Annotated in this window: 1 protein-coding gene; it reads left to right on the top strand. The window is 50.0% G+C overall.

Going from position 1 to position 244, the window contains the following annotated elements:
* Positions 1-56 precede the first annotated feature (56 nt).
* A partial coding sequence (locus tag SB786_RS37335) for a hypothetical protein (protein ID WP_410731727.1) occupies positions 57-244 on the top strand: 188 nt, incomplete at its 3' end.

The following is a 244-nucleotide window of genomic DNA, read 5'->3' as shown; positions in this document are numbered from 1 at the left end:
CCCTGAGCTCGGCTCGCATAGGGTACTCCATCGATGCTGAAAAACGCACTATTCAAATGCAGATCAATGACGAGAAAGGATTGAATCGACGCATCACGTATGATGAGCGCGGCAGAATACGTGCTGAGTGGACCAACATGATAGGCAGTGAGGACGCATGGCGTCAATCGAGCGAAGCAACCTATAATGAAAGCGGCGGCACGATCACGAAGTACATATACGACACACAAGGCAAACAGCATGA

The sequence above is a fragment of the Burkholderia sp. SIMBA_062 genome, assembly GCF_046534765.1.
Taxonomy (GTDB): domain Bacteria; phylum Pseudomonadota; class Gammaproteobacteria; order Burkholderiales; family Burkholderiaceae; genus Burkholderia; species Burkholderia ambifaria.
Note: the sequence above shows the minus strand (reverse complement) of the source record. Positions and strands in the feature narration are given on the sequence as shown.